The organism is Pseudomonas sp. HS-18 (genome assembly GCF_020401845.1).
GTDB classification, from domain to species: Bacteria; Pseudomonadota; Gammaproteobacteria; order Pseudomonadales; family Pseudomonadaceae; genus Pseudomonas; species Pseudomonas nitroreducens.
This window is the reverse complement of sequence record NZ_CP084413.1, coordinates 3,089,576-3,115,476: the sequence shown is the minus strand read 5'-3', so window position 1 is coordinate 3,115,476 and position 25,901 is coordinate 3,089,576. Positions and strand designations below refer to the sequence as shown.

Below are 25,901 nucleotides of genomic sequence, written 5' to 3'. Positions count from 1 at the left end.
GTAGGGCACATAACCTGGAACAGGTTATCCGCCGCCAGCCAGCTAACGGCGGATAACGCTGGCGCGTTATGCGGCCCTACGGATGTTCCGCGGTGTCCTCCAAGGTGCGCACTGGCGTTACAGGATCGACAGCGGGTAGTCGACGATCAGGCGGAACTCATTGACGTCGCCTTCCACCTGGTCGGCATTACCACGGTGGATCGCCTCGCGCAGGCGCAGGGACAGGTCCTTCGCCGGCCCGGACTGCACCACGTACTTGGCTTCCAGGTTGGTCTCGTGGTGCTTGCCATCCTCGCCGTAGCCATAACCGCGGTACTGGCTATCGGCAGCCATTTTCGTGCCGTCGATACCGTGGCCGTTGACGTAACGGGCCATGAAGCTCAGGCCTGGAATGCCGTAGGTGGCCATCGCCAGGTCATAGCGCAGCTGCCAGGACTTCTCCTCCGGACCGTTGAAGTCCGAGTACTGGATGGAGTTGGCGAGGAAGATCGAGTCACCGGTGTCGCCCGGGCCGTTGACCCCAAAGGCCACGTAGTCGAACGGCGTGTCGCCGTGGACCTTCTGGTAAGCCAGCGTCAGGGTGTGTGCGGTAAGGAATGTATATGCGGCGGCGGCTGACCAGGTGGTGTTGCTGATCTCGCCGGCCTTGGCGCTACCGTCGTCGTTGGTGCGGTAGATGTTGAAATCGAAGTTCAGCGACTGATCGTCCGTCAGCGGCAGCGTGTAGTTGGCGTTACCGTAGTACTGACGCCACACATCCTCCAGCTTGGAGGCGTAGAGCGAGAAATTCAGCGCGTCGTTGACCGCGTACTTGCCGCCCACGTAGTCGATGCTGCTGGCCTCGACGTTGGCATAGGAGGCCCAGATGCCATGGTCGCCGTTGGTGGTCACCGGGCCATTGCCGCCGGTGAAGTGGCCGCCGTCCAGGTCCAGCCCCTCGATCTCGCTGCTGAGCACGTTGAAACCGGTAGCGGTCTGCGGGAACAGGCGCGTGCCGCCGGCGGCGAATACCGGCGCGGTGGGCTGCAGGTCGCCCCAGCGCAACTCAGTCTTGGACACACGCAGCTTCACGGCGCCCCCGGCACGGCCGTATTCGCCTTCCGGCGAATCATCGTCACGCACTGGCAGGTTGCCGGTGCCGGAGGTGCCGGCGCCGCCATCCAGGCGGATACCCCAGTTGCCGAAGGCTTCCACGCCGAAACCGACGGTACCCTGGGTGAATCCCGAGCTGTAGTTCAGCGTGAAGCCCTGGGTCCAGTCCTTGCGGTCCCGGTCTCCGGACTTGCGGTCGCTGTTGTAGTAGTAGTTGCGCATCAGCAGCGAGGCGGTGCTGCCTTCGATGAAGCCGGTGGCTTCGGACTGATCGGCAACGGCGGCGGCATGCGCCAGCTGGAACGGAATGCCGGCGACGATCGCCCCCAGCATGGAAAGACGGAAAGCAGACATCTTCTACCCCTTTGTTGGACTTGTCTTGGCAGGCGTATCGATTGAATCCTGAATAACTTTCTTATGTTTCCCCGCCATAGGCAGAGCGAGCGAAGAGATAACAATCCGCCGCCTCGCCCTCCAACCAGCCTTGTCGATAGTCGATATCGAGACGAATGATTAAGCATTTGTCGCTATCGCTATTAAGCTTGCGCCCCGATGAAGAACATGAGTCCCGGATGCCCGCTCCAGAGCGTCCGGAGGATTGCTCCACTTCATCATCCTTTGGTTTGGCCGCCTCCCCAGGCGGCCTTTTTTTGCCTGCAGGAAAGTTATGGAACAAGTGTTCCAGGCCATTCCCGGATAATTCTCCTGGCCAATTTCAAACTCTTCCAAAGATGGTTTCAGGGCAACTTCCCAAGATTTCTCCGGGCAACTTCCGCAGAATTGGGCAACTCTTTCCGCAGCGGTGATTTCACCTCGGCATACCGCTCATCCCCGCGCCCCCTTCCCCGTCGATAAGTCACTTGCGCAAAGCAAGCGACCCCATTAGATTACAACCATAATCTTTCTAGCCGCCTTTGGCCTGACGCCCTGCCAGGCCCGTAGCAAGGCGGCCCGATTAGATGACGATATTCATGTAAAGAGAGACCGACATGCGCAGATCCAGCTTCGAAAACCTCCCCTGCCCCGTGGCCCAGGCGCTGGACCTGATCGGTGACAGCTGGAACGTGCTGATCCTTCGCGAAGCCTTCTACGGCTCCACGCGCTTCGACCAGTTCCTCGCACGATTGGGCATCGCCAGCAACGTCCTCACCCGTCGGCTGCGCGCACTGGTGGACAGCGGCCTGCTGCAGCGCCGCCAGTACAACGACCATCCGCCGCGCTTCGAATACCTGCTCACCGATCGTGGCCGCGACCTGCGCCCGGTGCTGCTCACCCTGTTGCAGTGGGGCAAGCGCCACGCCGGCAAGGCCAGCGCCGCCGAACTGGTGGACACCCGCACGGGCCGGCCAGTGCGTATCGCCCTGGTGGACGCCGACAGCGGCGAAGCCATCGGCCCGCAGCACCAGATCCATCGCCGCGACGGCGACCAACTCGTCCCTGCCCACATCCCACAAGCCGATCACGCCTGAGCGAGGCCGCCATGAACCAGCCCGTCACAATTCCCGCCACGCCGGCCGTCGACACGGCAAGACCGAAGTCGCGCAAGGCCCTCAAGCTCGCTGTCGCAGCGGCTGCCATCCTCGGCGCGGGCGCGTACGCCGGGCACTGGTGGCTCGACGGTCGCTTCCTGGAGAAGACCGACGATGCCTATGTCGGCGGCGACGTAACGGTGATCAGCCCACGCGTCGCCGGCTACATCGCCGAGCTGAAGGTGAGCGACAACCAGTTGGTGCATGCCGGCGACCTGCTGGCGCGCATCGATGATCGCGATTACCGCGCCGCGCTGGCCAAGGCGGACGGCGCCGTGCATGCCGAGGAAGCGGCGCTGGGCAACGTCGATGCGCAGGCCTCGCTGCAGGACGCGCTGATCCGCCAGAGCCAGGCGGAGATCGACGCGGCCGCTGCCGAGGAAGTGCGCACCCGCGACGACCAGCGCCGCTACGCCACCCTGGTGCGCACCAATGCCGTGTCGGTGGAAGCCGCGCAGCGCGCCGACGCCAGCTTCAAATCCGCCCGCGCCAATAGCGACAAGGCTCGCGCCAGCCTGCTCGCTGCACGCCGTCAGCTCGACGTGATCCAGAGTCAGCGGCAGCAGGCCCAGGCCGCCCTGGAGCAAGCCATCGCCGCCCGCGACCTGGCACGCCTGAACCTGAGCTACACCGAGCTGCGCGCCCCGGTGGACGGCTACATCGGCAACCGCCGCGCACAGGTCGGCAGCTATGTCGCCGCCGGTACGCAACTGCTGGCCGTCGTCCCCGCGCAGGGCCTGTGGGTGGATGCCAATTTCAAGGAGGACCAACTGGCCCGCATGCAGCCTGGCCAGGCGGTGGCCATCGAGGCCGACATCCTTCCCGGCAAGGTCTTCCATGGCCACCTGGACAGTCTCGCCCCGGCCACTGGCGCGCAGTTCAGCATCCTGCCGCCGGAGAACGCCACCGGCAACTTCACCAAGATCGTCCAGCGCGTGCCGGTACGCGTGCACCTGGACGACGCCGACGGTCGCCTCGGCAACCTGCGCCCCGGCCTTTCCGTGCTGGTGGAAGTGGACACCCGTGCCCATGACCATGGCGATGCCGACCAGCGCGTCGCCCAGAGCAACCGGCCGTGAGCCTCTGGAGCAACGAGGTGGTGCCGGTGGAAAGTCTTTCCACCGGGCGCAAGGTGATCTCCTTCGCCTGCATGTGCCTGGGCATGTTCATCGCCCTGCTGGACATCCAGATCGTCTCCGCTTCGCTGCGCGACATCGGTGGCGGACTATCGGCCGGCGCCGATGAACTGGCCTGGGTGCAGACCAGCTACCTGATCGCCGAGATCATCGTCATCCCGCTCTCCGGCTGGCTGTCCAAGGTGCTGTCCACACGCTGGCTGTTCGCCGCCTCGGCGCTGGGCTTCACCCTCACCAGCCTGCTCTGCGCCATGGCCTGGAATATCCAGAGCATGATCGCCTTCCGCGCACTGCAGGGCTTCCTCGGTGGCTCGATGATCCCCATGGTGTTCACCACCGGTTTCCTTTACTTCGACGGCAAGCAGCGGGTGATTGTCGCTGCCACCATCGGCGCCATCGCCTCCCTCGCGCCGACCCTCGGCCCGGTGGTCGGCGGCTGGATCACTGATATTTCCTCCTGGCCCTGGCTGTTCTACATCAACCTGGTGCCAGGGTTGTTCGTCGCCATCGTGGTGCCGATCATGGTGCGCATCGACAAGCCCGACCTGTCGCTGCTCAAGGGCGCCGACTACCCGGCGATCCTGCTGATGGCGCTGTTCCTCGGCTGCCTGGAATACACCATGGAGGAAGGTCCGCGCTGGAACTGGTTCAGCGACGACACCATCCGCGCCACCGCCTGGATCTCCGCACTGTGCGGCATCGCCTTCATCTACCGCAGCCTGACCGCAGCGCACCCCATCGTCGACCTGCGCGCCCTGAAGGAACGCAACTTCGCCCTCGGCTGCCTGTTCAGCTTCGTCACTGGCATCGGCATCTTCGCCACCATCTACCTCACGCCGCTGTTCCTCGGCCGTGTGCGCGGCTACGGCGCGCTGGACATCGGCCTGGCGATCTTCTCCACCGGGATCTTCCAGATCATGAGCATCCCGCTCTACGCCGCCCTTGCGCGGCGCGTCGATCTGCGCTGGATCCTGCTGCTGGGGATGGTGATGTTCACGCTATCGATGTACGAATTCGCCCCGCTGACCCACGACTGGGGCGCGGCGCAGCTGATGTTCCCGCAGGCCCTGCGCGGTATGGCCCAGCAGTTCTGCGTGGCGCCCACGGTGACACTGGCGCTCGGTTCGCTGCCCCCGGAACGCCTGAAGCTCGCTTCCGGGCTGTTCAACCTGATGCGCAACCTCGGTGGCGCCATCGGCATCGCTGCCTGCGCCACGGTGCTCAACGACCGCGCCAACCTGCACTTCCTGCGCCTGGCGGAGCACCTGAACAGCAGCAACGAGGCGCTCAACCAGTGGCTGGCACCGTCCATGGACCTCAATGGCGAACCCTCGCAACAGGCGCTGAAACACCTGTGGGACCTGACTTGGCGCGAGGCGCAGACACTGACCTTCGCCGATGCCTTCCTGCTGGTGGGCGCTTGTTTTGCGGTGACGCTGCTGCTGGTGCCGCTGATGCGCAAGATCGCCCCGCCCACCCAGCCCAGTGCGGACGCTCACTGAGCCGCGAGGATCTCCTCGAGGAACGCAACGAACACGCGGATGCGGCTGGAGTCGCGCAGGCTCGGCGGGTACAGCGCGTTGATGCTGCTCACCGTGCTGCCGGGGTAGGTCTTGTAGTCCGTCAGCAGCCGCGTCAGCCGGCCACTGCGCACGTCCTCGGCGACCAGCCAGTCGGATAGCAATGCGATACCGCCGCCGGCCAGGGCGGCTTCCCGGAGAACGTCAGCATTGTTGCTCTGCAACCGCCCCTGCACATTCAGTGCCCAGGTTTCCCGGCCGTCACTGCAGGACCAGGTCGCGTGCGGGCCGCCGTAGTCGAAGCGCAGGCACGAATGCTCCATGAGTTCCAGCGGATGCCGGGGCATGCCCGCGCCGCGCAGGTAGTCGGGGCTCGCCACCAGCCAGCGATCGAACTGGCCGATGGGCCGGCTGATGATGTCGTCGCTGATCAGCGTCGCCCCCAGGCGCACGGACAGGTCGATCTGCTGTTTGGGGAGATCGACGAGCTGGTCGTTCAGCGACAGGCTGATCTCCAGTTCCGGGTACTGCGCCAGCAGGCGCCCCAGGTGTGGGGCAATGACACGCCGGCCGAACTCCACCGGTACGCTGACCCGCAGTCGCCCTTTCGCCTCGCGGCCGCGGTCACTGACCAGGCCGTCGGCCTCCACCAGCGCCTCGATGATCGCCACGGCCTTGTCGTAATAGGCCTGCCCGGCAAGGGTCGGGCTGCTGTGACGGGTGGTGCGATTGAGCAGCGCGGCACCCAGTTCCGCTTCCAGCGCCGCCACCTGGCGAGTCACTGAGGATGTTGCCACGCCCAGCTTGCGGGCCGCCGCCGAGTAGCCGCCGCAACGGACGGTCTCGACGAACATCGACAGGGCCTGCAGTTTGTCCATGGCGGGACTCCGGAAACGGGAAATCCCGGAGTTTACCCAATCGCCCCCGCCTTCGCCTTGCACGCCTGTGCTCTCAGGCGTGGCGCTCGCCGCGGAGCAGGAAGAGCAAGGTGGCGACGGCCGGAACGACTGCCACGCCAATGGCGAACGGCGTCCAGCTGATGGTTTCGTACAGCGGGCTGGCGACCAGCGAACCGAGCGCGCCACCGACGAAGATGCTGGTCATGTACACCGCATTCAGGCGTGCGCGGCTATGCGGGTCGAGTGCGTACACCTCGCGCTGGCCGAGCACCATGTTCAACTGCACGGCGAAATCCAGCAGCACAGCACAGACCACCAGCCAGAAGCATCCGGCACCGGGCAGCGCCCCGAGCAACAAGGCCAATGGCGCCAGCAGCAAGGCCACCAGGGTGCCCTTGAACGTGTGGCCGGCATCCGCCAGCCGCCCGGCGATGGGCGCAGCCACGGCGCCCACGGCACCGACCAGGGCAAACAGCGCGACCTGGGTCTGGCTGAAGCCGTGGTGGCGGATCAGTTCGATGGGCGCGATGGTCCAGAACGCGCTGAATGCAGCGAACAGCAGCCCCTGATAGAGCGCGCGTTCGCGCAGCACGGCGTAGCGCCGGGCCAGCGAGAACACCGAGCCGATCAGTTGCGGATAGGTGGCGCTGTGCGCCGGCAAGCGGCGCGGCAGCGCTATCGCCATCACCAGGGCGATCAGCAGCATCAGCAGCGACGCGGCAAGGAACACCCCGCGCCAGCCGAAGACCTCCGCCACCAGGCTCGACACCGGCCGCGACAGCAGGATACCCAGCAGCAGGCCGCCCATGATGTTGCCCACCACCCGGCCACGGGCCTCCTCCGGCGCCAGATGCGCGGCCAACGGTACGAGAATCTGCACCGCCACGGAGGTCAGGCCGATCAGCAGGGCGCAGGCCAGCAGCACCGACGGCGCACTCGCCAACCCGGCGCCGGCCAGGCACAGCGCCACCGCCAGGGTGAAACCGATCACCAGCTTGCGGTTCTCCAGCAGGTCCGCCAGCGGCACCAGGAACAGCAGGCCGATGGCGTAGCCGAACTGGGTCAGCGAGACGATCAGGCTGGCGTGCTGGGTGGAGAGGCCGATGGCCGGGGCGATCAGCTCGACGATGGGTTGCGCGTAGTAGAGGTTGGCGACCACGGCGCCACAGCAGAACGCGAGCAGCGCGACCATCGCCGAGGAGAGGGTCGGCTGTGCATGGTCAGCCGGGTGGGAAGTCGAAGCGGAGTTCATGACCAATCCTTGAACGGGAAACAGTGCCCCCAGACTATGCCGGTAACCTTCCGGGCAGAATCGGTCGGGCCGGCAACACAGCGGTGCGCAATACGCAACGCTGTCCACCGACGCGGCGCTTCAGGCCATATCGCTGTTGCTGAATTCCTCGGCCAGGAAGTCGATCAGCGTGCGCACCGAGGGCAACAGGCCACGGCGCGAAGGGAAGATCGCATGGACGATGCCGCACTTGGGCGACCAGCCCGGCAGCAGTTCAACCAGCCTGCCGGCAGCCAGGTCCTCGCGCACCGCTACCCGCGGCACGTGGGCGATGCCGACACCCGCGAGGACGGCGTTGCGCAGGGCCGGCAGGTCGTCGGTAACCATGCGCGGCCTGTGCGAGATGAGCAGGCGCTCGCCCTCGTCGTTGAACAGTTCCCACTGGTACTCGCGCTGCATGCCGCCCCAGTGCAGGCTGGGCAATTGCCCAAAGCCCAGGGGCGAACTGTCACCGGCCATGCGTTCGAGGAAGTCCGGACGCCCCACCAGGCACTGGGTACTGTTGCCCAGTACCTTCATCACCATGTCGGTGTTCTCCAGCGGCGGGAAGCGCACGCGCAACGCGATGTCGAAGCCCTCGTGGAGCAGATCGACGCGGCGGTTGGTGCTCTCGATGAACAGTTCCACCAACGGGTACTTGAGCATATAGCGGGTGAGCATCGGGCCAACCCAGGAGTTGAGCAGCGTCGTCGGACAGGCCAGCCGCACGAGCCCGCGCGGCTCCGCACGGTTGCGCTCGATCACCTCCGAAGCGCCTTCCGCCTCGATGCGCATGGCCACGCAGCGCTGGTAATACTCCTGGCCGATCTCGGTCAGCGAGCAGAGCCGGCTGGTGCGGTGCAGCAGGCGCACGCCCAGACGCTCCTCCAGTTGGGCGATGCGCCGGCTGAGCTTGGACTTGGGAATGTCCAGCGCGCGGCCGGCGGCGGCGAAACCACCCTGCTCCACCACCTGGGTGAAGTAATAGAGGGTGTTGAGGTCTTCCATGGATCGTTCTCCGCATGGAACGCTGGGGAAAGCTGCGCAGCTTACCGTATCCCGTGGTGCGAGACGCGCTACAGTGTCCACCGACGAACACTCGAGAACACGTCCCATGGATTACGCCATTCGCCCTGAACGCCCCGAAGACGTCGCGATCATTCGCGAGGTGACCACCGCCGCCTTCGCCATGGCCGAGCACAGCAGCGGCACCGAAGGCGCCATCGTCGACGCCCTGCGCGCGGCGGGGGCGCTGAGGATTTCCCTGGTTGCGACGGAGGAAGACCAAGTGGTAGGCCATGTGGCTTTCTCTCCCGTCACCCTGGATGGCGCGGACATCGGCTGGTACGGGCTCGGGCCGGTTTCCGTGCGGCCTGACCTGCACGGCCTGGGACTTGGAGCGGCGCTGATCAGCGCCGGACTGGAGCGTCTTGAAAAGCTCGGTGCGAAAGGCTGCGTGGTGCTGGGCGACCCAGCCTACTATCGGCGATTCGGCTTTCGTCAGGACCCGGCGATCCACTATCAAGGCGTGCCGCCGGAGTACTTCATGGCCCTGTCGCTGGACGGTTCCAAAGCCAATGGCGAAGTCGCCTACCACAGCGGTTTTTCTGCCTCCTGAATCCGGAACTGCGCCTCATGCCCCTATCGATCCGCCTCGCCAGCGTTGACGACATCGACGGCCTCTTCGACATTCGCACCAGCGTGCGGGAAAACCACTTGAGCCGCGAGCAGATGGCGGTGCTGGGTATCACGCCGGCGGTGCTGGCCGAGGCCATCCAGTCAGCAGCCTGTGCTTGGATCGCGGAAATCGACGGCATGGCCGTCGGCTTCGCCATGGTGGATATCGCGTCAGGAGAACTCTTCGCGCTGTTCGTGCGCCCGGAATACGAGGGCCACGGCGCAGGCCGCCAACTGCTGGGCATGGCCGAGTACCAGCTGTTCCGTGAACACGAGAACATCTGGCTGGTGACCGATGGCGGCGACGGTATTCGCGCCAATGCCTTCTACCGCAAGCACGGCTGGCAGTTGGCCGCGCGCCTGGATGAGCGCGATGTGCGTTATGAAAAAACGCGCTCGGCGCAAAGGCGCGGGGTGACCGGTGATCCGATCGCGGACGACGCCCGCTCCTAGAAAGGGTCGCCCTCTAAGGAAGCGGACTCACTGATTCGGCGCTCGGCTCAAAGCAGCGACTTGCCCTGGCTGAGCACCTTGTCGCACACCTGTCTGGTCACCTTTTCCTTGATACCGCTGCCGGACAGGTCGAGGCTCTTGCCGTCCTTGCCGGTGAGTATGCCCTTGGCGCCGTCCTTGTAGCCGCTGTCGCTGGTGGTGGTGTTGCCGGGCAGCTTGCCGAGCAGTTTGTCCTTCACCTGGGTCGCAGCATCGGCATTGAGGTAATTGTTCTTCGCACAGAATTCCAGGACCCCGGCGACGTTGCTACTACTGCTGGAAGAGACCGAGGAAAGGTTGCCCAGGCCGCCAAGGCTGCCGGCGACATCGCCCAGGGACGCGGCCTGGGCCAGCGACCAGGGCAGCAGTGCGACAGCGAGGACCGCGGGAATCAGTTTGCGGGTAGTCATGGGAATCTCCTGACGAAGGACACGAAGTGAAAGACCACTGCGAGTGTAGTCCCCCTCCCGCAATACCTCTTTCAATAGCCCACCGACTTCAGCACCTCGTCCACGCCCTGGCTCGGTGGCCGGCCGAGGAACATCAGCAACTGGTCGGTGCGGTTGGTGAAGAAGCCATCCACGCCAGCCTTGCTCAGCTTGTCGAAGTCCACCGCGTCGTCGACGGCGTAGGCATGCACAAACAGGCCTCGCTCATGGGCGGCCTGGTTCATCCAGGGTTGCACCAGGTCCATGTAGCTCTGGTCGCCGCGAGCGGTAAGGGTCGCCGACGGGCCAGTGCCCAGGGCGCCGTTGGTCTTGGCCCAGTCGAGCCAGGCGAAGAGCTCTTCCTTGGACTTCACTTCCTGCCTGGCATAGAAGTCCGCTTTGATCTTCTCGCCGGACTGGGCAAAGGTGGTCGACTGCTTTGCCGCCATGTAGCCGTCGCCGACCCACAACAACAACACTTTCGGCACCTTCGGCATGCTCTTTTGCAGCAGTTCCAGGCTGCTCTTCTCGAAGGTCTGCAGCACGATTCTGCCCTGGGGCTCGCCGTCAGCATTGAGCCAGCCACGGTTCTCCAGGACCTTGCGCAGATCCTCCTCGATGCCGGGGAACTGGCCTGGTGCCTTGGTTTCCAGGTAAAGGCCCGGGGTCTCACCGCCGCCTTCGGCAATATCGATCAATTCATCGAGCGTGAGGATGCGCGCACCCGCGTACTTGGAGCGGGCACGCTCGGGATAGGCCATGTTGAACCAACTACCGGCGTCCAGGCGCTTGAGTTCGGCCAGGGTGAATCGGCTCACCGGATCCTTTTCGCGGCCAGGGAATACCTTGGCAATGTTGGTGGTGCGTTCCAGGGTGTCGTCGTGCACCGCCACCAGCACCCCGTCCTTGGTGCGCTGCAGGTCCGCTTCCAGGTAGTCCGCGCCCAGATCACGGGCGGCGAGATAGGCCGGTGCGGTTTCCTCCGGAGCATCGTGGGAGGCGCCGCGGTGGGCGATCACCGTCGGCCACGGAATGCCGGCGGCCTCGCTCAGGGCGCGGCCGGGCGACTCCGCGGCGCTGGCGGTGAAGCTGGCGGCAGCCAGCGCGAAGGTGCCCAGTACAGCGATGATGCGACGGCGCATGTGCGAACCCCCATTGGCTGGGTAACGGATTAGCGGCCCAGTCTGCCGCCGGCCTGTGAAACTCTTGCGACGGCCGGCACCCGCAACAACGACAAGGCCCGCGAACGATCGCTCGTCCGCGGGCCTTGTGCTCGTTGCTGCCCGATCAGCGCGGCAGGTCGAAGCGGTCGAGGTTCATCACCTTGGTCCAGGCCTTGACGAAGTCATGGACGAACTTGCGTTCGCCGTCCGAGCAACCATAGACCTCCGACAGCGCCCGCAGCTGGGAGTTTGATCCCAATAGCAGGTCGATGCGGCTGCCGGTCCACTTCGCTTCGCCGGTCTTGCGATCACGGCCTTCGAACTGCTCATTGGCGTCCGAGGTCGGTTTCCAGACCGTGGCCATGTCCAGCAGGTTGACGAAGAAGTCATTGCTCAGGGTGCCGGGACGCGTGGTGAACACGCCGTTCTGCGAGCCGCCGGTGTTGGCGCCGAGCACCCGCAGGCCGCCGATCAGTACGGTAACTTCCGGCGCGGTCAGGGTCAGCAGTTGCGCCTTGTCGATCAGCAACGCCTCCGCCGGCACCGCGAACTTCGACTTGAGGAAGTTGCGGAAGCCGTCGGCCACCGGTTCCAGCATGCCCACCGAGTGCACGTCGGTCTGCTCCTGGCTGGCGTCCATGCGGCCCGGCGCAAAGGGTACGCTGACGGAGTGCCCCCCTTTGCGCGCGGCCTCTTCCACGGCGGCATCACCGGCCAGCACGATCAGGTCGGCCAGGGAGATCTTCTTGCCGCCAGTGGCGGAGGCGTTGAATTCCGACTGGATCTCGCCCAGCACGCCGAGCACCTTGGCCAGCTGCTCCGGCTGGTTCACCGGCCAGTCCTTCTGCGGCGCCAGGCGAATGCGCGCGCCGTTGGCGCCGCCGCGCTTGTCCGAACCACGGAAGGTGGAGGCCGAGGCCCAGGCCGTGGAGACCAGCTCGGAAATCGACAGGCCCGAGGCCAGTACCTTGGCCTTGAGCGCAGTGATGTCCTTCTCGTCCACCAGCGGATGGTCGACCGGCGGGATCGGATCCTGCCAGATCAGTTCCTCTTTCGGTACTTCCGGCCCCAGGTAGCGGGCCAGCGGGCCCATGTCGCGATGGGTCAGCTTGAACCAGGCGCGGGCGAAAGCGTCGGCGAACGCCTCGGGATCTTCGTAGAAACGCCGGGCAATCTTCTCGTAGACCGGGTCCACGCGCAGGGAGATGTCGGTGGTGAGCATCGACGGCGCACGACGCTTGGACTTGTCGTGCGCATCGGGAATGCTGCCGGCGCCGGCGCCGTTCTTCGGCTGCCACTGGTGCGCGCCGGCCGGGCTCTTGGTCAGTTCCCACTCATAGCCGAACAGGTTCCAGAAGAAGTTGTTGCTCCAGCGCGTCGGCGTCGACGTCCAGGTGACTTCCAGGCCGCTGGTGATGGCGTCGCCGCCGGAGCCGGTGCCGAATGTGCTGACCCAGCCCAGACCCTGGTTTTCCAGACCGCCGGCTTCCGGGTCGACCCCGACGTTGTCCGCCGGGCCCGCGCCGTGGGTCTTGCCGAAAGTGTGGCCGCCGGCGATCAGGGCGACGGTTTCTTCGTCGTCCATGGCCATGCGGGCGAAGGTCTCGCGGATGTCTCGGGCGGCAGCCACCGGGTCGGGGTTGCCGTTGGGGCCTTCCGGGTTCACGTAGATCAGGCCCATCTGCACCGCGGCCAGCGGGTTCTCAAGGTCGCGGTCGCCGGTGTAGCGCTTGTCGCCACCCAGCCAGGTGGTCTCTTCGCCCCAGTACACGTCCTGGTCCGGTTCCCAGACGTCCTCACGGCCGCCGGCGAAGCCGAAGGTCTTGAAGCCCATGGACTCCAGGGCGACGTTGCCGGTGAGGACGATCAGGTCGGCCCAGGACAGCTTGGCGCCGTACTTCTGCTTGATCGGCCAGATCAGCCGACGGGCCTTGTCCAGGCTGACGTTGTCCGGCCAGCTGTTGAGCGGAGCGAAGCGTTGCTGGCCACGACCGGCGCCGCCACGGCCATCGCCGATGCGGTAGGTGCCGGCGGCATGCCAGGCCATGCGGATGAACAGTGGGCCGTAGTGGCCGAAGTCGGCGGGCCACCAGTCCTGGGAGTCGGTCATCACGGCGCGCAGGTCGGCCTTCACCGCTTCCAGGTCGAGGGTCTTGAAGGCCTCGGCATAGTTGAAGTCCTCGCCCATGGGGTTGGACTTGGAAGAATGCTGGTGCAGCAGGTCCAGCCTCAGCTGGTTGGGCCACCAGTCACGGTTGGAAGTACCACCACCAGCGGTCTGGTGGAACGGGCAGCTACCTTTCTTTTCTTCACTCATTGCAGGCTCCTTGGGGGCGCCTATCGTTGGCGCCTTGTATTCGCACAACCCATCAGAAGATAGATCAAACGGGGCGGGCTGCTATTGCAGTTTTCGATTGGCTGAAGCGGTAAAAGGCTATCGATGAAGGGTGGCCAAAGGCCTCATCGCGGGAGACGGTAACGGACGCAGTTGTCATCGATGGTGCAGGAGCGAGCTTGCTCGCGAACCCGCTTCACGTAGGCTTGATCCGGTAAAGGGCGATTCGCGAGCAAGCTCGCTCCTACAAAGAACCTCGCCCATTGGATGAACGATTACAATCCGGCCCTCGCGGGCCGGACTCTCACACCGTCAGAATGCGAAGCAGGAACAGCCGAACGCGCCCCAGAAGCCGGCGAAGTCGCTCACCGGCACGTCTTTCGTGCGCGCACGCTCATGGCTGTGCCCATGCACGCCGCAGGAACCGACGCACTGGTGCACGGCCTGCTGCAACGGGGCCTGCGGGCGCCAGTGGCCAGGGACCATGGCCACCGGGGACCACTCCGGCACCACCGGGATGCTCGGCGGAGCCAGCTTGTCGAACTCGCGGTCGCCATGGACGATCTTGCCGCCGACGACGGTGAGCACGGACTCGATGGTCTTGATCGCCTCTTCCTCGACGCTGAAGAAGTCCTCCGACAGCACCGCCAGGTCAGCCAGCTGGCCAGCCTTGAGCATGCCCTTCTTGCCCTGCTCGCTGGAGAACCAGGCGCTGCCGTGGGTGAACAGCTGGATCGCCACTTCGCGCGACAGCCCTTCCGGGTACAGGCTCAGGCCGCCCACGGTCTTGCCGCTGACCATCCAGTACAGCGAGGTCCAGGGGTTATAGCTGGAGACACGGGTGGCGTCGGTGCCGGCGCCGACGGGAACGCCTTCGGCGAGCATGCGCTTGATCGGCGGCGTGGCCTCGGCGGCCTGCCTGCCATAACGGTCGACGAAATACTCGCCCTGGAAGGCCATGCGGTCCTGGATGGCGATGCCGCCACCCAGCGCCCTCACCCGCTCGATGTTCTTCGGCGTGATGGTCTCGGCATGGTCGAAGAACCACGGCAGGCCATTGAACGGGATATCGCGGTCGACCTTCTCGAACACGTCGAGCATGCGCGAAATGGACTCGTCGTAGGTGGCATGCAGGCGGAACGGCCAGCGTTGCTCCACCAGGTGGCGCACCACCGGTTCCAGCTCGGCTTCCATGGTGCCGGGCAGGTCCGGACGCGGTTCGAGGAAGTCCTCGAAGTCGGCCGCCGAGAACACCAGCATCTCGCCCGCACCGTTATGGCGCAGGAAGTCGGTGCCCTGGCCGTAGGTCACGCTGGAGGTCCAGTTCCGGAAGTCCGCCAGCTCTTCCTTGGGCTTCTGGGTGAACAGGTTGTAGGCGATGCGTACGGTGAGCTGGTCGGCGTCGGCCAGCTGCTGGATCACCTGGTAGTCGTCCGGGTAGTTCTGGAAGCCGCCGCCGGCATCGATCACGCTGGTCAGGCCCAGGCGGTTCAGCTCGCGCATGAACTGGCGGGTCGAGTTGACCTGGTACTCCAGCGGCAGCTTCGGCCCCTTGGCCAGGGTCGCGTAGAGAATCATCGCGTTGGGGCGGGCAATCAGCATGCCGGTGGGCTCGCCGTTGCTGTCGCGGACGATCTCGCCGCCGGGCGGGTTCGGCGTGTCCTTCGTATAGCCGACGACGCGCAGCGCGGCGCGGTTGAGCAGCGCGCGGTCATAGAGGTGCAGGACGAACACCGGGGTGTCCGGCGCCGCCTGGTTCAGCTCCGAGAGGGTCGGCATGCGCTTCTCGGCGAACTGGAACTCGTTCCAGCCGCCGACCACCCTCACCCATTGCGGCGACGGCGTGCGCTGTGCCTGCAGGCGCAGCATTTCCAGGGCGTCGTGCAGCGACGGCACGCCTTCCCAGCGCAGCTCCAGGTTGTAGTTCAGGCCGCCGCGGATCAGGTGCAGGTGCGAGTCGTTGAGGCCGGGGATGACGGTACGGCGATTGAGGTCGACCAGTTTCGTCGAGGCGTCGCGATAGGCCATCGCCTGGGCGTCGGTGCCCACGACGAGAAACTTGCCGTCAGCGATGGCCACGGCGGTGGCGTGCGGGCGCTCGGGGTCGACGGTGTGCAGCTTGCCGTTGAACAGGATCAGGTCTGCATTGCGCTCTGCGTTACTCATGTTCGTGACCCTCAGCGTTGCAGGAAGGCCAGCAGGTCTTCGTTGAGTTGTTGCGTGTGAGTGACGGCGAACCCATGGGGAGCACCGGCGTAGACTTTCAGTTCAGCACCCTGGATCTGTTCGGCAGCCAGCTTTCCGGTAGTCTCGAACGGCACGATCTGGTCATCATCGCCATGGATCACCAGGGTCGGCACGTCGACCTTGGCCAGGTCGGCACGGAAGTCGGTCTCGGAGAAGGCGCCGACGCAATCGATGGTGCCCTTGAGCGAGGCCAGCAGCGCGATGTTCAGCGTCTGGGCAAGCACGCCGTCGGAGACTTTCTGGCCATGGTTGGTGCCGTAGAACGGCGCGGCGAAGTCGGCGATGAACTGCGCGCGATCCTGCAGCAGGCCGGCCTTGATACCGTCGAATACAGCCCCGTCGACCCCCTGTGGGAAGTCGGCGGCCTTGCCGAAGATCGGGGTAACCGCGCCCAGCAGCACCAGGCCGGCGACGCGCGAGGTGCCGTGGCGGCCGATGTAGCGGCTGACGTCGCCGCCGCCCATGGAGAAGCCCACCAGCGTGACCTCGCGCAGGTCAAGGTGCTCGATCAGGCCGGCGATGTCGTCGGCGAAGGTGTCGTAGTCGTAGCCGTCCCACGGCTGGCTGGAGCGACCGAAACCGCGGCGGTCGAAGGCGATGGTGCGGTAGCCGCGGCTGCTCAGGTACTGCATCTGGTATTCCCACATGTCGCCGTCCAGTGGCCAGCCGTGGCTGAACAGCACGGGTTTGCCGCTGCCCCAATCCTTGTAATAGATCTCGGTGCCGTCGCGGGTGACGAAAGTGCTCATGGAAACTCCTCTGCCTGCCATGCAGGACGATGTGGGGACGGGCGCCAGGGCGCCCCGTGAGGGGAAAGTCAGGGGAAAGATCAGTCGGCGTTGAGCCAGCCGGCGCAATGCCGGGTCACCCAGGGCATGATCAGGTAGACCACCGGGAGGACGATGCACAGGGTTACCAGCAGGTTGCTCGGCACCACGCCGGCCAGCACAGGGAAGCGCTCGAACGCGGGCCCCCAGAGCGGCGGAATGACCATGGTCAGCGGGCTGATCACCAGGTAGGTGAGCAGCGCCTGCTTCCATTTCGGTGGCTGGCGAACGTTGCCGTGCTCGGGGGTGAACCAGAATTCGGCGTCGTTGTGGATCAGCGGGTGGTCACCCTCCTCCAGCAGCGGCAGGACCTCGGCGACCAGCTCGGCACGCTCGCGGGAATCGATCCAGGCTTGCAGCTGGCCGGCCCGGGCGAAACGCACCACGGTGGTGAACATCGCGCCTTCGCCGTCGGGGCGGATCACGTTCACGCCCAGGTGGCCGGGCTGCTGGCGCGCAGCGGCAACGGTGCGGCGCAGCCAGGCTTCATAGCTGGGCAGGGCTTCGCAGCGCACCTTGTGGTGGACCACCAGCGTCACCACGCTGTTCAGATCGATGGCTTCGGCGCTCATGGGTGTTCCGGGCTCGGGGTTGAGGTCCGGTCACTATGGCTGCGGTCGCGGCTGGCCTATTGGACGCATGTGCTGGGTTGGGCTTTTGCTTTTCCAGGGTGACGAACCCGGAACGGGCTATCGCCGACAGGGCGGGTTACCTTGCGGTGACAGAGTTTTCGAGTCCGCCCCCGCGCTTGGGTAATCGAAGGTGCGATTAAGCGGCGCTGATAGCCAATTCGGCCACATCGACCTGCCGCATATACGCCCGCGCCGTGTGGGGCAACCGGTAGCGTACCTCGCACTCGCCCTGCTCCACCCACAGCAGCGACTTGTCCGCCAGTTGGCGCACCGCCGCGAATGCACATTCGCGGCACAGGGAATTGCCATCGAGCGAGGCCACGGCCGCGTCGAGCGTGAAGTCCTCGTCCAGTTGCGCGAGCAGGCGAAGGCAGCGTTGCTCGGCAACATCCAGCAACCCGTAGCTCCAGTCATAGGTCGCCCGCAGGCTCTGCTGCCGCGCCGGCGCGGTACGGCGGCCGGGCATCAGCAGTTGCATGGGCGTATCCAGCAGGGCCGGCAGCCCGGTGAGACCGAGGATGCCCACCTGCCGCGCCGCCATCTCGATGGCCAGGGGAATGCCGTCCAGGCGCCGGCAGATATCGATGATCGCGCGCACCTGGCCCGGCTTGAGTTCGAAGCGGTCGCAGACTTCCCGCGCACGCATCACGAAGAGCTGAACCGCCGAACTGCACATGGCCAGTGCCAGGGGCGCGTCGTCCTGCGCGGGCACCTCCAGCGGCGGCAGGCGCAGCACATGTTCGCCTTCCGCGCGCAACGGCTCGCGGCTGGTGGCAAGAATGCTCAGCGCCGGATGCAGGCGCAACAGGTACTCCACCGCCTCGGCGCAGCGCTCGGCAAGGTGCTCGCAGTTATCCAGCAACAGCAGGGTCGGCTCCTGCACCGGCTCGCGCAGGAGGACGGCGAGGTTCTGGCTGAGGGAGATGCCATCCGGGTCGATGGACAGATCGAGGAAGCGCACCTGGCTGAAATGCTTGTGCAGCGACTCGGCGCAGTGGATCGCCAGCGAGGTCTTGCCCATGCCCCCAGGGCCGACCAGGGTCAGCAGGCGCGTCGCGGGCAGCTGCCTCACCACCCGTTCCAGCAGCGCCTGGCGGCCGACCAGGCCCATCAGCAGCACCGGCAGGTTGCTGGCGCGGACCTCGCAAGGCAGTGCGACAGCCTGTACCGGGGCGGTGACGGTTTCCACCACGCCGACGAAGCCATAGCCGCGCAGCGGCACGTTGGCGATGTAGCGTTCGCCGGTGCGGCCTTCGCCGAGGGCGCGACGCAGGGCGGCGATGTGTACGCGCAGGTTGATCTCTTCGACCACGGTGTTGCCCCACACCTGGGCGATGATCGTATCCTTGCCGATGATCTCGCCGGGCTGGCGGATCAGCACCTGGAGAATGTCCAGCGCCCGGCTGCCGATGCGCACCGGGCGGTCCCCCTGCAGCAGCTGGCGCTTGTAGGGATGAAACTGGAAGCGACCGAACTGCAGGATGGTCTCGGTGCGGTTTTCCGTGCTTTCGCTCATTTCCTGCTCACGTCTTTAGTCCGACGGATCGCTCTACAACAAGGCCTCCAGGCGATCTGGTCAGAACCGAGGTGACGCGCCCCTGATTGGTGGTCAGAGTATTTTCCCGTCCTCGTGTGACAGCGCAATTCCCGCAGGGGGAAGGATTCGGCCAACTAGGGTGCGCCGGACGGTCAACCGGCATGAAACGCGGCGCACTGCCATCAGGCGAAGCCGAACTGCTCGCGGTACTGGCTCGGCGTCATGCCGATGCGTTCGCCGAATACCGTGCGCATGTGCCGGGGGCTGCCGAAGCCGCTGCGACAAGCCACCTGCTTGAGTGGCAGGTCGCTGCTTTCCAGCAGCTTGCGCGCGTGGTCGATGCGCGCGCTCTGTACGTACTGCATGGGCGTCATGCTGGTCTCGCGCTGGAAGGCACGGGCGAAGTTGCGCGGGCTCATGGCCACCTGCTCGGCCAGGCGATTCACCGTCAGCGGCTCGTCGATGTGGTCCACCACGAAGGCCTGTGCGCGGGCGATCACCGAGCCGTCGCGCACCACCGACACCAGCAGCGGGCCGAACGGCGTCTGCCCGCCCTGGCGCTTGAGCACCACCAGCAGCACCTTGGCGACTTCCAGCGCGATGTCCTTGCCGTGGTCCTCGGCGACGACGGCCAGCGCCATGTCGATGCCGGCGGTGACACCACCAGAGGTAATCAGGTTGCGGTCGATGACATAGATACGCTCGGCCTGCACCTGGGTGCGCGGGTACAGCTGTGCCAGGCGCTCCAGGTAATTCCAGTGGGTGGTGCAACGATAGCCGTCGAGCAACCCGGCCGCGCCGAGCAGGAAGGCTCCGGTGCACACCGCGCCATAGCGTTTCGCCGCGCGCGCCGCTGCCGGCAGCCCGGCAGTGAGCGCCTCGTTGCGGCCGTTGTAGGCGCCCGGCCCGCCGGGCACCAGCAGCAGGTCGACGCCCGCCAGCAGTGCTTCCAGCGGCAGGTCCGCGCTCATCTTCAGGCCGCTGGAGGCGCGCACGCCCTCGGGCTTCGCCGCCACCGTCAGCAACCGGTAGTGCTGCTCCGGCGGCAGGTAGCGGTTCGCCATGGAGAACACCTCCATCGGCCCCGTTACATCCAGCGCCAGCACATCGTCGTACAGCACCATGGCCACTGTTTTCATTCTTCTACTCGCACGCAAGCGGGGCTTGGCGGTCTCGCGTGCCCCGGTATGGAAAAAACCACTGTACCCATTCGCCACGACGGCGAATCGCACGTTTGCATCATTCTCCGCCATGCGGGCCGAGCACACAGGTCCAATAAATGGCGGGGCGGCGGAACCATAGTCTGCCCATCAACGCCCTCGGGCGGGCCTTGCAGAACTGCAAAGTAGCCGTGCAAGGCTGTCTGTTCCGCGCCTTTCGCCGATCGGCAAAGATGCGTCCACGGTTCGGCACCGGCTACGGCAGTCCGGGCCCATCGACCACTCGAACCTCATCCACCCACGCCATCCACAAGGACCATCGCCATGACCGCCATCGCCAAAGCCGTTCCCGGCAAGACCCTGCTCAACCCCACCGACCACACCCTGATCATGATCGACCACCAGTCGCAGATGTCCTTCGCGACCAAGTCCATCGACGCCGTGACCCTGCGCAACAACGCCGCCCTGGTGGCCAAGGCGGCCAAGGAGTTCGACGTTTCCACCATCCTCACCACCGTCGCCGAGAAGAGCTTCTCCGGCCCGATCTTCGACGAGATCAAGTCGGTCTTCCCCGAGCACAACGTCATCGACCGCACCAGCATGAACACCTGGGAAGACCCGCGCATCGCCGTGGAAGTGAACAAGTTCGGCAAGCAGAAGATCGTCCTGGCCGGCCTCTGGACCTCCGTGTGCATCGTCGGCCCGGCCCTGTCGGCCATTGACCAGGGCTTCGAGGTCTACGTCATCGCCGACGCCTGTGGCGACGTCTCCACCGAGGCCCACGAAATGGCCCTGCAACGAATGATCCAGCTGGGTGCCCGCCCGATGACCTCCCTGCAGTACCTGCTGGAGCTGCAACGCGACTGGGCCCGCGGCGAGACCTACGATGCCACGGTGAAGACCTCCATCGAGCATGGCGGCGCCTACGGCCTGGGCCTGATCTACGCCAAGACCATGTTCAACGCCAGCGAAGGCCACTGAGCCCGGGCACCGGATAGGGGCGGCATTGCCGCCCCTTTTTCATTTGCAGGATTGACGACACCATGCCGACCCCCGACCGCTCCGGCGCGCTAGCGCTGCTGTTCATGCGCGTTGCCGCCGCCCTGCTGCTGCTCCAGGTCCACGGGCTGCCCAAGCTGCTGCACTGGCAAAGCGAGCTGCAGCACATCGAAGACCCCTTCGGCCTCGGCGCTGCGCCAACCCTGGTGCTGGCGGTGTTCGCCGAAGTGCTCTGCCCGATCCTGCTGATCCTCGGCGTGTTCGCCCGCCTCGCCTGCCTGCCGGTGATCGCCGTGCTGCTGGTGGCACTGGTGTTCGTGCACCCGCAGTGGTCGCTGGAGGAAGGCCAGTTCGCCTGGTGGATGCTGATTCTTTTCGCCGGTCTGGCGATTGCCGGGCCGGGAAGCTATCGCCTCGCCCTGCCCCGCCCTGGCGCCCTCCACACGGAGCCCGGACCGTGAGAAACGCCCTGCTTCCCTGCGCCCTGGCGTTCGCCTGCGTTCCGGTCCACGCCGCCGACTGGTCGCTGCTGTCGCGCAATTACTTCCTCGACAACGACTACCGCAGCCCCGGCCCCAACGGCCAGAGCCTGCGCCGTGAATGGGCGCAGGGTTTCATCGGCAAGTTCAGCAGCGACGTCACGCCCGGCACCATCGGCCTGGGCGTCGATGCCCATGCCTTCCTCGGCCTGAAGCTCGATGGCGGGCGCGGCCACGCCGGCACCGGCCTGCTACCGCTGGACAGCGACGGCCGCAGCGAGAGCGATTACTCCGATGCGGGTGGCGCGCTGCGTCTGATGCACGAAAAAACCAGCCTGGCCTGGGGCGAAATGGAAGTGGAGACGCCGGTATTCGACACCGGCGACAAGCGCCTGCAACCCGAGTACGCCACCGGCTGGTTTCTCGACGACAGGAGCCTGCCGGGCCTGCGCCTGCAAGCCGGGCGCTTCACCGCCTTCAAGAACCAGAATTCCAGCTCCAGCCACGGCGAGTTCGAAGGCTACGGCGCCAGTACCCGCTTCGGCGGCCTGAGCCTGGCCGGCGCCACCTGGAGCGCACCCGATGCGAACTGGGGAGGTGCACTCTATGCCAGCCAACTGGACGACGTCTGGCGCCAGGGCTACGCCAACCTCAATGGCCGAGTCGGTCGCTGGTCGGTGGACGCCAACCTGTACAAGACCGGCGACACCGGCAGCGCCCGCGCCGGCAACATCGACACCCTGGCGTGGAGCCTGCTGGGCAAGGTCGCCCTGGGCAGCCACGCACTGAGCCTTGCCTACCAGAAAGTCAACGGCGACACACCCTTCGACTTCGTCGGCGGCGACTCCATCTACCTCGCCAACTCCATCAAGTACGCCGACTTCAACGGCCCCGGTGAGCACTCCTGGCAAGCGCGTTACCAGTGGGACGGCGCCAGCGCCGGGCTTGCCGGCCTGACTCTGTCCGCGCGCTACGTACGCGGCAGTGGCATCGACGGCACCCATGCCCCGTGCGGGGGTGCCTACAACCCCCTGGAGGGCGCCACCTGCCAGCCGACCTACGGCGACGGCGGGCGCCACTGGGAACGCGACCTGGACCTGCGCTACGTGGTCCAGTCCGGTCCGGCCAAAGACCTGGCCCTGAGCTTCGCGCAAGTCTCGCACCGCGCCAACGACGCCCAGGGCGGAGCGGATATCGACCGCCTCTACGTGATCATCGAGTATCCGCTCAAGGGCGCGTTCTGACTCAGCCATGGGCGGTTTCAGCCACTGCGGACGATGCCCTGAACAGCAGCGCCAATTCCATCAGCAGCGCCAGGACGATGGCTCCGGCGGCCACCGCGAACAGCAACGCGTAGTGCCCCTGGCTCGCAGTGAAGAGCGCCGAGTAGGCGTAGCCGGCAATGGCCTGGAAGCTGGCGAAGGAGACGGTCGCACGGCTCCAGGTGGCATTCTGCGCAGCGTGGCCAGGCACCAGTTGATGCACCCGCGCCAGGGCCAGCGGCACAATGCCCGGCGGGAACGAACCGATCACCAGACTGGCGACGCCCAGCAGGCGCAGGTCGCCGGTTTCCAGCAACAGGCCGAGGGCGATGAATTGCGCCACCAGCACCAGGCGGATCGCTGCCCGCGCCCCGAGATGATCGGCAAGGAAGCCGTAGACCACCGGCCCGACGATGGCACCGACACCATACAGTGTCCAGATCAGTGCGCCGCTGTGAGTGCCGGCGCCCAGCCCGCGAGCGACGTAGTCCACCAGGAACATCATCGGCGCCACCAGCGCAGACGCCATCAATGCGTACTGGGCGAACAGCACGTAGACGCCTGCCGAGGCTCGCGGCGCCGCGACATTGTGCGCCTGGACGTGGGCGTGCTCCCGTGGCCAACCGAACCAACTGCTCAGGCTGAGCGCCAGGGCCAGCGCGCCGAGGCCCAGCCAGGCCTGCACCAGCCCCAGCGCCAGCAACAAAGGCACCAGCGTGCCGGAAGCGGCGATGCCCAGGCCGATGCCGAGGAAGATCGCTCCGCTGGCCAATCCACGACGACTGGCGACCACCTGCGGCAGGATGGTGCTGGCGGCCAGCACCATGATCACCCCGCCGGAAATCCCCGAGACCAGTCGCCAGCAGAAGAACCACGCCTGGTTCAGCGGCCAGGCGCAGGCGAAGAACGACAGCGTGACCAGCAGCATCATGCCGCGCAGCACCACGGCGCTCGACCAACGCGCCGCCAGCGGGCGCCCGGCCAGGGCGCCGACCAGGTAGCCGGCGAGATTGGCGGCCCCCAGGTAGACCACGGCCGAGGCCGAGAACCAGTGCGCCTCGATCAGCGCCGGAATCAGTGGCGTGTAGGCGAAACGCGCCAGGCCGATGCCGACCAGACTGGCGCACAGGCCGGCCCAGATCGGCAACCAGAGGGAGCCTCGGCTGGCGAGGCGGGAAGCATCGGTATTCATGACAACCCCTATCGCGCCGTCGGGGCGGCGCCGTTGCTTGACAATGGGGAGATCATAAAGTCGCGAGAAGATGAAATAATGCAGCGAGTTTTCTTTCCAGGTTTGCATTTCTGCATCAAAGGAAAATCACCATGATGAACTGGGACGACGCCCGGGTGTTTCTCGCCCTGTGCCGCGAACAGACCCTGCGCGGCGCCGCCCGTGTGCTCGCGGTGGACCAGGCGACGGTGGGCCGGCGCCTGGCCTCGCTGGAACGCTCGCTGGAGGCAACGCTCTTCCTGCGTACCTCGGCCGGCTACAGTCTGACCGCCGCGGGCGAGATCGCCATGGCCGCGGCGCAGGCCATGGAGTCCTCCGCCGCCGACCTGCAACGGCAGATCCTCGGCATGGACGAGCGCATGAGTGGCGTGGTGCGGGTCACCACCACCGACTCCTTCGCCACGGACTACATCATCCCCGCCGTGGCCGCCCTGCACCGCGAGGAGCCGGGGATCGAGGTGCAGCTGCAGACTTCCACGCAGATGCTCAACCTGAGCAAGCGCGAGGCCGACATTGCCGTGCGCACCCACCAGCCGGAGAACCCCGACCTGATCGTACGGCGCCTGGCGCGCTGGGGCAGCGGGCTGTTCGCCTCCGCGCAGTACATCGAGGAGCGCGGCATACCCGAGCCGGGAACCGCCTTTGCCGGGCACGACCTGGTGGTCTACCAGCCATATCTGGATGCCGGCAAGGACCTGCTCCTCGCCTCCGAGCCGATCATCCGCGGGCGCATCGCCATGACCTGCACCTCCGGCTTCATGGTCCGCCGCGCGCTGGCCTGCGGCCTCGGCGTGGGCGAACTGCCGCTGCCAATGGGTGAGGCGGGCGGCCTGGTCCGCCTGTGGCCGGAGCGCCCGCCCTTGCCCTATGACGTGTGGTTGGTCACCCACAAGGACGTGCGCCATACGGCGCGGGTGCGGGCAGTGATCGATGCCATCGCACAGGCTTTCGCCCTGCCTGTCACTGGATGAACGGCACCTCCTGCGCACGCTGGTACGGGCCGTAAACCGCCGGTGCCCAGTTGTACGCCTTGCCGTCGCGGGTGATATGGCCGATGCCAGGGAACGGCAGGTGCGCGGCGGCCACCCAGGCGCCGTTTTTCGCCAGCGCGCCGAACTCCGCCTCGCGAGCCTTCACCGCCTGCTTCGGGTCGGTGTCGAAACGGATCGCCACCTCCGGGTGGGCGAACTGCACGGCGACGTTGTGAATCAGGTCGCCGATGAAGACGATAGCCTCTCCACCGGACTCGAAGCGGTAGCTGGTGCTGCCCGGCGTATGGCCACTGGTGGCCTCGGTCTGCAGCTCGGGCAAAGGCGAGGCCGGTGGCACGAACGTCCGCAGGCGATTGGTGGCTCGGTATGGCGCGAGCGACTGTTGCGCCACCTGGAAGAACTCGCGGGCCTTTTCCGGCGCCTGGTCTCGGCGCTTCTCGTCCAGCCAGTAATCCGCCTCGGCCTGGGTCGCGTAGACGGTGGCGTTGGCGAACAGCGCCCGGCCCTGCCCGTCCACCAGGCCGCAGACATGGTCCAGGTGCATATGGGTGAGCAGGATGCTGTCCACCTGTTCAGGCGCGTAGCCAGCGGCCTTCATGTTCTCCGGCAGGTGCCCGGCGGTGCCGCCGATGCACTGGCCGGCACCGCTGTCCACCAGCACCAGGTGCTTGCCGGTATTGACCAGGAAGGCGTTGAAGTTGGTCTGCACACGCTCGTCACCCATGGCGCTGCGCGCCAGCAGAGCACCGATGCGCTCGCGACTCAGGCCCAGCAACAGGCCCGGCGACAGATCGTTGTACCCGTCGTACAGCGCGGTGACTTCGTAATCGCCCACGGCCAGGCGGAAATAGCCCGGCGCCTGGGTCTTCGGCGCGGCCGGAGGCTCGGCCCAGGCAACGGTGGAGACCAGCAGTGTGCTGGCCAAAAGCGTCAAGCAAGGGTTGCTGCGGGATGCCGGCATGGCGGGCGCCTCCTTGGAAGATGATGGCGCCAT

The 25,901-nt window shown here is 66.1% G+C and carries 23 protein-coding genes; 9 read left to right on the top strand and 14 right to left on the bottom strand.

The window, feature by feature from the left end; genetic code table 11:
* Positions 1-117 precede the first annotated feature (117 nt).
* Positions 118-1,446, bottom strand: a complete 1,329-nt coding sequence (locus LDJ84_RS14535; RefSeq protein WP_169887633.1) for an OprD family porin — start codon at positions 1,444-1,446, stop codon at positions 118-120.
* A 635-nt stretch (positions 1,447-2,081) separates the two neighbouring features.
* Here LDJ84_RS14535 and LDJ84_RS14530 point away from each other — a divergent pair.
* From LDJ84_RS14530 to LDJ84_RS14520, 3 genes are all read left to right on the top strand, one after another.
* Positions 2,082-2,561, top strand: a complete 480-nt coding sequence (locus tag LDJ84_RS14530; RefSeq protein WP_065084818.1) for a winged helix-turn-helix transcriptional regulator — start codon at positions 2,082-2,084, stop codon at positions 2,559-2,561.
* 11 nt (positions 2,562-2,572) lie between these two features.
* Positions 2,573-3,700: an HlyD family secretion protein gene (locus LDJ84_RS14525; RefSeq protein WP_226046509.1), complete on the top strand. Its 1,128-nt coding sequence runs from the start codon at positions 2,573-2,575 to the stop codon at positions 3,698-3,700.
* Between the two features lie 71 nt (positions 3,701-3,771).
* The gene (locus tag LDJ84_RS14520; RefSeq protein WP_205345940.1) at positions 3,772-5,259 is read left to right on the top strand and encodes a DHA2 family efflux MFS transporter permease subunit; all 1,488 of its coding nucleotides are present in this window, start codon (positions 3,772-3,774) and stop codon (positions 5,257-5,259) included.
* Here the strand turns inward: LDJ84_RS14520 and LDJ84_RS14515 are convergent.
* The 3 genes from LDJ84_RS14515 to LDJ84_RS14505 all read right to left on the bottom strand — a co-directional run bounded on the left by LDJ84_RS14515 (position 5,253) and on the right by LDJ84_RS14505 (position 8,454).
* Positions 5,253-6,155 (bottom strand): LysR family transcriptional regulator, encoded by a 903-nt coding sequence (locus LDJ84_RS14515; RefSeq protein WP_164488256.1) that lies wholly within the window; start codon positions 6,153-6,155, stop codon positions 5,253-5,255. The genes LDJ84_RS14520 and LDJ84_RS14515 overlap by 7 nt on opposite strands.
* A gap of 73 nt (positions 6,156-6,228) precedes the next feature.
* The gene (locus tag LDJ84_RS14510; protein WP_024762854.1) at positions 6,229-7,428 is read right to left on the bottom strand and encodes an MFS transporter; all 1,200 of its coding nucleotides are present in this window, start codon (positions 7,426-7,428) and stop codon (positions 6,229-6,231) included.
* 120 nt (positions 7,429-7,548) lie between these two features.
* Positions 7,549-8,454 carry a LysR substrate-binding domain-containing protein gene (locus LDJ84_RS14505; protein WP_024762853.1) on the bottom strand — a complete coding sequence of 302 codons (906 nt, stop codon included), beginning with the start codon at positions 8,452-8,454 and terminating at the stop codon, positions 7,549-7,551.
* A gap of 106 nt (positions 8,455-8,560) precedes the next feature.
* Between LDJ84_RS14505 and LDJ84_RS14500 the strand changes: the two genes are divergently transcribed.
* Together LDJ84_RS14500 and LDJ84_RS14495 are read left to right on the top strand one after the other, a co-directional pair.
* Complete coding sequence (locus tag LDJ84_RS14500) at positions 8,561-9,064, top strand: GNAT family N-acetyltransferase (protein WP_037010155.1); 504 nt, start codon at positions 8,561-8,563, stop codon at positions 9,062-9,064.
* A gap of 17 nt (positions 9,065-9,081) precedes the next feature.
* Complete coding sequence (locus LDJ84_RS14495) at positions 9,082-9,576, top strand: GNAT family N-acetyltransferase (RefSeq protein WP_226046508.1); 495 nt, start codon at positions 9,082-9,084, stop codon at positions 9,574-9,576.
* 47 nt (positions 9,577-9,623) lie between these two features.
* On the opposite strand, the gene LDJ84_RS14490 is transcribed toward LDJ84_RS14495, so the two are convergent.
* The 8 genes from LDJ84_RS14490 to LDJ84_RS14455 form a co-directional block, all read right to left on the bottom strand.
* Entirely contained in the window at positions 9,624-10,025 is a 402-nt protein-coding gene (locus LDJ84_RS14490; protein WP_024762852.1) for a DUF2501 domain-containing protein, read from the bottom strand.
* 71 nt (positions 10,026-10,096) lie between these two features.
* The gene (locus tag LDJ84_RS14485) at positions 10,097-11,185 is read right to left on the bottom strand and encodes a glycerophosphodiester phosphodiesterase (RefSeq protein WP_170858682.1); all 1,089 of its coding nucleotides are present in this window, start codon (positions 11,183-11,185) and stop codon (positions 10,097-10,099) included.
* Positions 11,186-11,330: 145 nt separating this feature from the next.
* Entirely contained in the window at positions 11,331-13,523 is a 2,193-nt protein-coding gene (katG, locus tag LDJ84_RS14480; protein WP_169887638.1) for a catalase/peroxidase HPI, read from the bottom strand.
* Positions 13,524-13,853: 330 nt separating this feature from the next.
* A complete protein-coding gene (locus tag LDJ84_RS14475; RefSeq protein ID WP_065084811.1) occupies positions 13,854-15,707 on the bottom strand; it encodes an amidohydrolase in 1,854 nt (617 codons plus the stop codon).
* Positions 15,708-15,718: 11 nt separating this feature from the next.
* Complete coding sequence (locus LDJ84_RS14470) at positions 15,719-16,537, bottom strand: alpha/beta fold hydrolase (RefSeq protein ID WP_037009685.1); 819 nt, start codon at positions 16,535-16,537, stop codon at positions 15,719-15,721.
* A gap of 80 nt (positions 16,538-16,617) precedes the next feature.
* Positions 16,618-17,187, bottom strand: coding sequence for an antibiotic biosynthesis monooxygenase (locus tag LDJ84_RS14465; protein WP_024762847.1), 570 nt, complete (start codon positions 17,185-17,187; stop codon positions 16,618-16,620).
* A 196-nt stretch (positions 17,188-17,383) separates the two neighbouring features.
* Complete coding sequence (locus LDJ84_RS14460) at positions 17,384-18,763, bottom strand: ATP-binding protein (protein WP_084357746.1); 1,380 nt, start codon at positions 18,761-18,763, stop codon at positions 17,384-17,386.
* A 203-nt stretch (positions 18,764-18,966) separates the two neighbouring features.
* On the bottom strand, positions 18,967-19,923 hold the full coding sequence (locus LDJ84_RS14455; RefSeq protein WP_226046507.1) for a GlxA family transcriptional regulator: 957 nt from the start codon (positions 19,921-19,923) through the stop codon (positions 18,967-18,969).
* A 345-nt stretch (positions 19,924-20,268) separates the two neighbouring features.
* Here LDJ84_RS14455 and LDJ84_RS14450 point away from each other — a divergent pair, with 345 nt between their 5' ends.
* The 3 genes from LDJ84_RS14450 (at position 20,269) to LDJ84_RS14440 (ending at position 22,666) form a co-directional block, all read left to right on the top strand.
* A complete protein-coding gene (locus LDJ84_RS14450) occupies positions 20,269-20,925 on the top strand; it encodes a hydrolase (RefSeq protein WP_024762844.1) in 657 nt (218 codons plus the stop codon).
* 62 nt (positions 20,926-20,987) lie between these two features.
* Entirely contained in the window at positions 20,988-21,404 is a 417-nt protein-coding gene (locus LDJ84_RS14445) for a DoxX family protein (RefSeq protein WP_170858678.1), read from the top strand.
* Positions 21,401-22,666, top strand: a complete 1,266-nt coding sequence (locus LDJ84_RS14440) for an OprD family porin (RefSeq protein ID WP_413247451.1) — start codon at positions 21,401-21,403, stop codon at positions 22,664-22,666. The genes LDJ84_RS14445 and LDJ84_RS14440 overlap by 4 nt, the downstream gene beginning before the upstream one ends.
* A gap of 1 nt (position 22,667) precedes the next feature.
* Here LDJ84_RS14440 and LDJ84_RS14435 read toward each other — a convergent pair whose 3' ends face one another.
* Positions 22,668-23,876: a YbfB/YjiJ family MFS transporter gene (locus tag LDJ84_RS14435; protein ID WP_226046506.1), complete on the bottom strand. Its 1,209-nt coding sequence runs from the start codon at positions 23,874-23,876 to the stop codon at positions 22,668-22,670.
* A gap of 134 nt (positions 23,877-24,010) precedes the next feature.
* On the opposite strand from LDJ84_RS14435, the gene LDJ84_RS14430 reads away from it, so the two are divergent.
* Positions 24,011-24,886, top strand: coding sequence for a LysR family transcriptional regulator (locus LDJ84_RS14430; protein WP_084357954.1), 876 nt, complete (start codon positions 24,011-24,013; stop codon positions 24,884-24,886).
* Here the strand turns inward: LDJ84_RS14430 and LDJ84_RS14425 are convergent.
* On the bottom strand, positions 24,876-25,868 hold the full coding sequence (locus LDJ84_RS14425) for an MBL fold metallo-hydrolase (RefSeq protein WP_226046505.1): 993 nt from the start codon (positions 25,866-25,868) through the stop codon (positions 24,876-24,878). The two genes, LDJ84_RS14430 and LDJ84_RS14425, sit on opposite strands and share 11 nt — an antisense overlap.
* Positions 25,869-25,901 lie beyond the last annotated feature (33 nt).